Source organism: Streptomyces sp. NPDC002156 (assembly GCF_053593675.1).
On sequence record NZ_JBSFDA010000286.1, the window covers coordinates 1 to 7,593 of the forward strand.

A 7,593-nucleotide genomic window follows, 5' to 3' on the forward strand; every position below is an offset into this window, starting at 1 on the left:
TGCGGTCCGGTGAGGGAGGTTTGGTGCGCACGTATGTGCAGCGTGAAGGCTACCCCGCGCAGCCCGGCCCGCTGTCATCCGCACCCGCCCTCACCGGCCTCACCATTCGAGCACCCACGGCTTCCCGCTCCCCGCGAAGTGCCCCACGTTGACGCACTCCGTGGCACCGACCCGCATCCGCCGGGCCAGCGGTTGGTGGACGTGACCGAACAGCGCGTACCGGGGGCGCGTGCGCCGGATCGCGTCCAGCAGAGCGCGGCTGCCGCGCTCGAAGCGGCGCGCGACCGTGTCGTACACCAGCTCCGGCACCTCCGGCGGGATGTGCGTGCACAGCACGTCGACCTCGCCGAGCGCCTCGACCTTCGCCGCGTACTCCTCGTCGCTGATCTCGTACGGCGTGCGCATGGGGGTGCGCAACCCGCCGCCGACGAAGCCGAAGACCCTCCCGCCGATCTCCACCCGCTCCCCGTCCAGGATCCGCGTGCCCGGGCCGGCGTACTCCGGCCAGAGTGTCGGCATGTCGACGTTGCCGTAGGTGGCGTACGTCGGTGTCGGGAACGCGGCGAACAGTTCGGCGTACTGCTTGCGCACCGCCTTCTCGATGGCCGTCGCCCGGTCCGTGCCGATGCCCGCCCACAGCCGGGCCCCGAACTCGCGCGCCTCCTCGAAGCGGCGGGCCGTGCGCAGTGCCACGAGGCGGCCGGCGTTCTCCGCGCCGAAGAGGTCGGGGAAGATGCCGCGCGAGTGGTCGGCGTAGTCGAGGAAGAGGACCAGGTCGCCCAGGCAGATCAGCGCGTCCGCGCCCGCACCGGCCGCGGCCAGGTCCCGCGCGTTGCCATGCACGTCGCTGACCACATGAATGCGCGTCGTCTTCTCATGTGGGTTACCCCGCGGTGTGGGTGCCATGGCGATCAAGGGTAGGCGTGTGCGGCATGCGTGAACAGGACAGGGGGGTCCCCGACGGTTACTGGTCAGTCAAGAAAACCGTGCACTACTGTGCGTAAAAGACACCAACCCGTGTGACGCCGCGAACATCTCGCCGGACCCCCCTGTCGTACCAGCCATACCGACGGGTAACGTCCGGGCAGTCCAGTCGTGCTCAGGATTTCAACTACGAGGTCCAGGAGCACTTGCCCGAGCCATGGACCGCACCGTCGCATCGCACAACGTCGTGGCGCCGGCGCCCTATGAGGAGCAGCAGTCTTGCGCGAGTTCAGCCTTCCGGCTTTGTACGAGGTCCCCGCGGACGGAAATCTGACCGACATCGTCCGTCGAAACGCCGCGCAGCATCCGGATGTCGCCGTCATCGCCCGCAAGGTGGGCGGCGCCTGGCAGGACGTGACGGCCACCACCTTCCTCGCCGAGGTGCAGGCCGCCGCGAAGGGCCTCATCGCCTCCGGGATCGAGCCGGGCGACCGGGTCGCCCTGATGTCCCGTACGCGCTACGAGTGGACGCTGCTCGACTTCGCGATCTGGTGCGCGGGCGCGGTGACCGTGCCGGTGTACGAGACCAGCTCCGCCGAGCAGGTGCAGTGGATCCTCAGTGACTCGGGGGCCACCGCGATCATCGTGGAGCTGGACGGCCACGCGGCCTCCGTCGAGTCGGTGCGCGACCGGCTGCCCGCGCTGAAGCACGTCTGGCAGATCGACGCCGGTGCGGTGGAGGAACTGGGGCGGGCCGGCAAGGACGTCAGCGACGCGGCCGTCGAGGAGCGCGGTTCGTTCGCCAAGGCCGACGACCCGGCGACCATCGTCTACACGAGCGGTACGACCGGCCGGCCCAAGGGCTGTGTACTCACCCACCGCAGCTTCTTCGCGGAGTGCGGGAACATCGTCGAGCGGCTGCGGCCCCTCTTCCGTACCGGCGAGTGCTCCGTCCTTCTCTTCCTGCCGCTCGCGCATGTCTTCGGACGGCTCGTGCAGATCGCGCCGATGATGGCGCCGATCAAGCTGGGCCTCGTCCCGGACATCAAGAACCTCACCGACGAACTGGCCTCGTTCCGGCCGACGTTGATCCTCGGTGTGCCGCGCGTCTTCGAGAAGGTCTACAACTCGGCGCGGGCCAAGGCGCAGGCGGACGGCAAGGGCAAGATCTTCGACAAGGCCGCGGACACGGCCATCGCGTACAGCCGGGCGCTGGACGACCCGTCGGGCCCGTCGTTCGGTCTGAAGATCAAGCACAAGACCTTCGACAAGCTCGTCTACAGCAAGCTGCGCAACGTCCTCGGCGGCAAGGGCGAGTTCGCCATCTCCGGCGGCGCCCCGCTCGGCGAGCGGCTCGGGCACTTCTTCCGGGGCATCGGCTTCACGGTCCTGGAGGGCTACGGCCTCACCGAGTCCTGTGCCGCCACCGCGTTCAACCCCTGGGACCGGCAGAAGATCGGCACGGTCGGCCAGCCGCTGCCCGGCTCGGTCGTGCGCATCGCCGACGACGGCGAGGTGTTGCTGCACGGCGAGCACCTGTTCAAGGAGTACTGGAACAACCCGGGCGCGACGGAAGAGGCGCTGGCCGACGGCTGGTTCCACACCGGCGACATCGGCACCCTCGACGAGGACGGCTACCTCCGGATCACCGGCCGCAAGAAGGAGATCATCGTCACCGCGGGCGGCAAGAACGTCGCCCCGGCCGTGATCGAGGACCGGATCCGTGCGCACGCGCTGGTCGGGGAGTGCATGGTGGTGGGCGACGGGCGGCCGTTCGTGGGCGCGCTGGTCACCATCGACGAGGAGTTCCTGGGCCGTTGGGCCGCCGAGCACGGCAAGCCGGCCGGTTCCACCGCGGCGTCGCTCGCCCATGACCCGGATCTGCTCGCGGCGATCCAGGGCGCGGTCGACGACGGCAACGCCGCGGTGTCGAAGGCGGAATCGGTGCGGAAGTTCCGCATTCTGGCCTCCCAGTTCACCGAGGAGTCGGGCCACCTGACGCCGTCACTGAAGCTCAAGCGGAATGTGGTGGCCAAGGACTTCGCGGACGAGATCGAGGCGATTTACCGGGGGTGAGTGCCCCATGGGACAGGTAGTTCTTTGAGTGCGGGTCGGTGAGGGCTGGTCGCGCAGTTCCCCGCGCCCCTGAAAGGGGCGCTCATGTCGCCGTGTCTTCCACCAGCACCCGCGCCATCGTCCGTTCCGCGAGCGCCGTGATCGTCACGAACGGGTTGACCCCGATCGAGCCGGGCACCAGTGAGCCGTCGGTGATGTACAGCTTCGAATACCCCTTCACGCGCCCGTAGTTGTCGGTCGCCTTGCCCAACACGCAGCCGCCCAGCGGGTGGTAGGTGAAGTCGTCGGCGAACACCTTGTTGCCGGAGCCGAACAGGTCGTACCGGTAGATGGTGGAGTTCGCCGCGTTGATGCGGTCGAACAGCTTCTTGGCCATGGCGACGGACACCGCGCTCTGGGCGGCGGTCCAGCCCAGCCGCGCCGAGTCGGTCGCCGAGTCGTAGGTGAAAGACGCCCGCTGCGGGTTCTTGGTGATCGCCAGATAGAGACTCACCCAGTGCTCCAACCCCGTTGGCAGCGGGGCGATTTCGGCGAAGACGGGGTTGTCGGCGTTGGCCCAGTCGTCGATGCCCATCACCGGCATCGTCGACTGATTGGCACCGACCGTGTCCCACAGGTGGTTGGCGCGTCCGAGCATCACATTGCCGTTGGTCCCCCAGCCGGTCCCGACGCTGGCGTCGAGCGCGGGCAGGGCGCCCGTCTCCCGGGCCCGGACGAGGAGTTCGGTGGTCCCGACGCTGCCGCCGCCGAGGAACAGATAGGTGCACCCGTACTGCTTGGTCTGGACGACCGCGCCGGTGTCGTCGATCCGGTCGGCGGTCAGGACGTACGTCCCGTCGGCGGCCCGGGTGATCGCCCTGACCCGCTCCATGGTGGTGATGGTGACGTTGCCGGTGCCGAGCGCGGAGGCGAGGTACGTCTTGTCGAGGCTGCGCTTGCCGTGGTTGTTGCCGTAGATGACCTCGCCGGCGAGCGCGGACTTGGTGGCGGTGCCTGCCGCCTCGCGCTGCATGTAGCCGAAGTCGTAGACGCTCGGTACGAAGGTGGTCTTCAGGCCGGTGTTCTGGGCGTGGGCGCGGGAGATCCGGGAGAAGCGGTACCACTCCGTGGACTCGAACCAGGCGGGGTCGACGTTGTTGACGCCGAGCATCGCCCGGGCGCGCGGGAAGTAGGTCGCGTACATCTCGGTGGCGTTGACACCGGGGAACTGCTCGGCGAAGTACGACTGGAGCGGGGTGACGGCCATGCTGCCGTTGACCAGCGAACCGCCGCCGACGCCCCGCCCGAGGAACACGGACATGTTGTTGTAGTGCACGCGGTCCAGGGCGCCGGGATAGGGGGTGATGTCCTTGTTGACGACGTCCAGCCACAGGAAGCTGGCGAGGGGCGCCTCGGTACGGGTCTTGAACCACATGGAGCGCTTGTCGGGGGCGGAGGTGGAACAGAAGATCTTGCCGTCCGGGCCCGCCGTGTTCCAGAGGCGGCCCATCTCGATGACGAGGGTGCGGATGCCGGCCTGACCGAGACGGAGGGCGGCGACAGCACCCCCGTACCCGGAACCGATGACGATCGCGGGGGCTGATTCGACCGCGGCGGGCTCGACGGCCTGGGCCGACTGGAGGCCGACGCGGGTGAATCCGAGAGCGGCGGCCGTCTGGAACGCGGCCATGCCCAGTATTTGACGTCTCGTCAGCTGATGCTGCATCAGCTGACGGTGTATCAGCTTTTCTGTCATGCTCGCAGCATCGGCGGAAATTCACCTTCCGCCTAGTAGGTGCGGACCTTTGCGCACCTACGTATTGGGCACTCCGGACGCAGGCGTCACAGCAGCGTCTTCAGCCCCTCCGCCAGCAGGTCCCAGCGCCATCTCTCCTCGACCCAGGCCCGTCCCCGCTCCCCCATCCGGGCGCGCAGTTCGGCGTCGCCGAGCAGGACGGTGATCCGGTCGGCGGCCTCCTCCACGGAGCGGCCGGGCACCACCCAGCCGGTCTCGCCGTCCAGGACGGCGTCCGGCGCGCCCCCGGAGTCACCGGCGACCACGGGCAGTCCCGTCGCGGACGCCTCCAGGTACACGATCCCGAGCCCCTCGACGTCCAGACCGCCCCGGCGGGTCCGGCACGGCATCGCGAAGACGTCCCCGGCGCCGTAGTGGGCGGGCAGCTCGGCCCAGGGCACCGGCCCGGTGAAGCGGACCGAGTCGGCGACCCCGGTCTCGTGCGCGAGCTTGCGCAGCTCCCGCGCGTAGGGCCCGCCGCCGACGATCAGCAGCACCGCCTCCGGCTCGGCGGCGAGGATGCGGGGCATGGCCAGGATCAGCGTGTCCTGCCCCTTGCGCGGAACCAGCCGCGAGACGCACACGACGACGGGCCGGTCGGTGAGCCCGAGCCGCGCGCGGACGGCCGCACCCCCCGACTTCGGATGGAAGGTCTTCTCGTCGACCCCGGGCGGCAGTTGGACCATCCGCCGAGCGGCCTGCGGGGTGAGCGCGCCGGCGATCCGCGACCGCGTGTACTCGCCCAGGTAGGTGATCGTGTCCGTCGACTCGCCGATCCTGCGCAGCAGTTGACGCGCCGCCGGCAGCTGCGCCCACCCGGCCTCGTGGCCGTGGGTCGTCGCCACCAGCCGCTCGGCGCCTGCCTTGCGCAGGGCCGGCGCCATCAGCCCGAGCGGCGCCGCCGCCCCGAACCACACCGACGTACAGCCGTGTTCACGCAGCAGCCCGACGGCCCGCGCGGTGACCGCGGGCGTCGGCAGCAGCATCGTCGTCCGGTCCCGTACGACGGTGAAGGGCTGCTCGGCGTCGAAGGCGGCGGTGGCCCGGACGCCCTCGTGGCCGCGCTTCCAGGTGGAGGCGTAGACGACGAGCTGTGCGGGGTCGAGCCGCAGCGCCATGTTGTGCAGGAACGCCTGGATACCGCCCGGCCGGGGCGGGAAGTCGTTCGTCACGATCAGGGTCTTGTGCATCGCCGCCGACCCTACCGAACCGCCCCCCGCACCCTCCCAGAACCCTCACAGATGTCAGGCCCCGTTTGATGGCATTCGCACAGCAGAGCGGGAGATCATGGCCGCTCACCGGTTGACGCGCACGCGCACCGCAGGGCGAGCAGGTGGCACGAACAGGGGTTCAGGTGGACATCGCTGGCGGAGACCGGCCGCGGCTGCCCATGGCGCTGCTGGGCACCTGGGGCCTGACCCGGCTGCTCCTGCTGCTGTTCGTGTTCAAGGTGTTCGTCTTCCCGGGCCCGGACGTCACGAGCGACGTCTCGGTGATCTACCACGGCTGGTACGAGGTGCTGCGCGAGGGCACCTTCCCGCTGGCCGACGTCACCTGGCAGTACCCGCCCGCCGCCGCCCTGGCGATCCTCTCCCCCGCGACCCTGCCCTTCCTGTCCTACGCGCAGGCGTTCTTCGTCCTGGCGTTCCTCGCCGACCTGGTAGTCCTGTCCCTCCTCCTCTACGCGGGCGTGCGCGCCGGCCGGACGCTGCGCGGCGCCTGGGTGTGGGTGGTGGGCGTACCGCTGCTCGGCCCGACCGTGTACGCCCGGTACGACGTGATGGTGACCGCCGTGGCGGTGGCCGCGCTGCTCGCGGGTGCCCGGCATCCGCGTCTCATGGGCGCCCTGGCGGCCTTCGGGGCGCTGCTGAAGGTCTGGCCCGCGCTGCTGCTCGTAGGGGCCGTACGACGCCGGGCATGGGCCTCGGCGGCGGTCACGGCAGCGGCGCTGGCGTCGGCGTTCGCGATGACGATGCCCGGCGCCTTCGCCTTCCTGACCTTCCAGGGCGACCGGGGCACCGAGGTGGAGTCGCTGGGCGCCCTCGTCTTCCATGTGGGCCGACACTTCGGCTGGGAGGGCCAGGTGGCGCTGAACTACGGCTCGATCGAGTTCCTGGGCCCGTTCGTGAACACGGTGAGCACGGTGGCGTTGCTGCTGACGGTGGTCGCCTTCGGCTGGCTCCTGCTGTGGCGCCTGTGCGCGACCCGCTTCCACTCCCACACCCTCGCGGACGCGGCGTTCGTGGCGGTGCTGCTGTTCACGGTGACCAGCCGAGTCATCAGCCCCCAGTACATGGTGTGGCTGGTGGGCCTGGCGGCGGTCTGCCTCTGCTTCCGCGCGAGCACGATGGTGTTGCCGGCCGCCTTGGTGGTGATCGCCTGCCTGGTGACGGTCCTGGAGTTCCCCATCGGCTTCGCCCACGTGGTCGCCAGCGACACCTACGGCATGACCCTCCTGTTCACCCGCAACGGCCTCCTGGCAGTCGCGGCCCTGACGGCGTCCCTGGAACTCTGGCGCACAACGGTCCCGCCCCGCCGGGCCCCACTCCCCCCGATCGCGGACCGGCAGCCCCAGGAGAAGGAGCCCCTGGGCTCGCCCTGAAGTTTCTCGCCCCCGCCGCCCCTACCCGTCCCATCCCTCGGGGGCTCCGCCCCCGAACCCCGTATCGCGCTGAACGCGCTCGTCCTCAAACGCCGGACGGGCTGGAAATGCGGGCCGGTGCTTTCTTTGCCCCGCATGAACGGCTCGATCCTCGTCGGTCTGGCAATCGCAGGCACGGTCGGCGCACTCGCGTACCCCGTGTTCTACTCGTACCCGC

General features: G+C 69.9%; 5 protein-coding genes. 2 read left to right on the forward strand and 3 right to left on the reverse strand.

The window, feature by feature from the left end; translation table 11 throughout:
• Positions 1-99: 99 nt before the first annotated feature.
• Positions 100-855, reverse strand: coding sequence for a metallophosphoesterase family protein (locus tag ACWCRB_RS48015; protein ID WP_451002103.1), 756 nt, complete (start codon positions 853-855; stop codon positions 100-102).
• A 348-nt stretch (positions 856-1,203) separates the two neighbouring features.
• On the opposite strand from ACWCRB_RS48015, the gene ACWCRB_RS48020 reads away from it, so the two are divergent.
• The gene (locus tag ACWCRB_RS48020) at positions 1,204-3,000 is read left to right on the forward strand and encodes an AMP-dependent synthetase/ligase (protein WP_451002100.1); all 1,797 of its coding nucleotides are present in this window, start codon (positions 1,204-1,206) and stop codon (positions 2,998-3,000) included.
• An 82-nt stretch (positions 3,001-3,082) separates the two neighbouring features.
• Here the strand turns inward: ACWCRB_RS48020 and ACWCRB_RS48025 are convergent, their stop codons facing one another.
• Both ACWCRB_RS48025 and ACWCRB_RS48030 read right to left on the reverse strand, forming a co-directional pair.
• A complete protein-coding gene (locus tag ACWCRB_RS48025; protein WP_451002104.1) occupies positions 3,083-4,705 on the reverse strand; it encodes a GMC oxidoreductase in 1,623 nt (540 codons plus the stop codon).
• A 116-nt stretch (positions 4,706-4,821) separates the two neighbouring features.
• A complete protein-coding gene (locus tag ACWCRB_RS48030; protein WP_451002101.1) occupies positions 4,822-5,964 on the reverse strand; it encodes a glycosyltransferase family 4 protein in 1,143 nt (380 codons plus the stop codon).
• Between the two features lie 164 nt (positions 5,965-6,128).
• Here ACWCRB_RS48030 and ACWCRB_RS48035 point away from each other — a divergent pair, with 164 nt between their 5' ends.
• On the forward strand, positions 6,129-7,376 hold the full coding sequence (locus ACWCRB_RS48035; protein ID WP_451002102.1) for a glycosyltransferase 87 family protein: 1,248 nt from the start codon (positions 6,129-6,131) through the stop codon (positions 7,374-7,376).
• Positions 7,377-7,593: the final 217 nt, after the last annotated feature.

Excerpts from the sequence above, each read along its gene's own strand:
- ACWCRB_RS48025 (WP_451002104.1), bottom strand. The coding sequence starts at position 4,705 with ATGCAGCATCAGCTGACGAGACGTCAAATACTGGGCATGGCCGCGTTC.
- ACWCRB_RS48030 (WP_451002101.1), bottom strand. The coding sequence starts at position 5,964 with ATGCACAAGACCCTGATCGTGACGAACGACTTCCCGCCCCGGCCGGGC.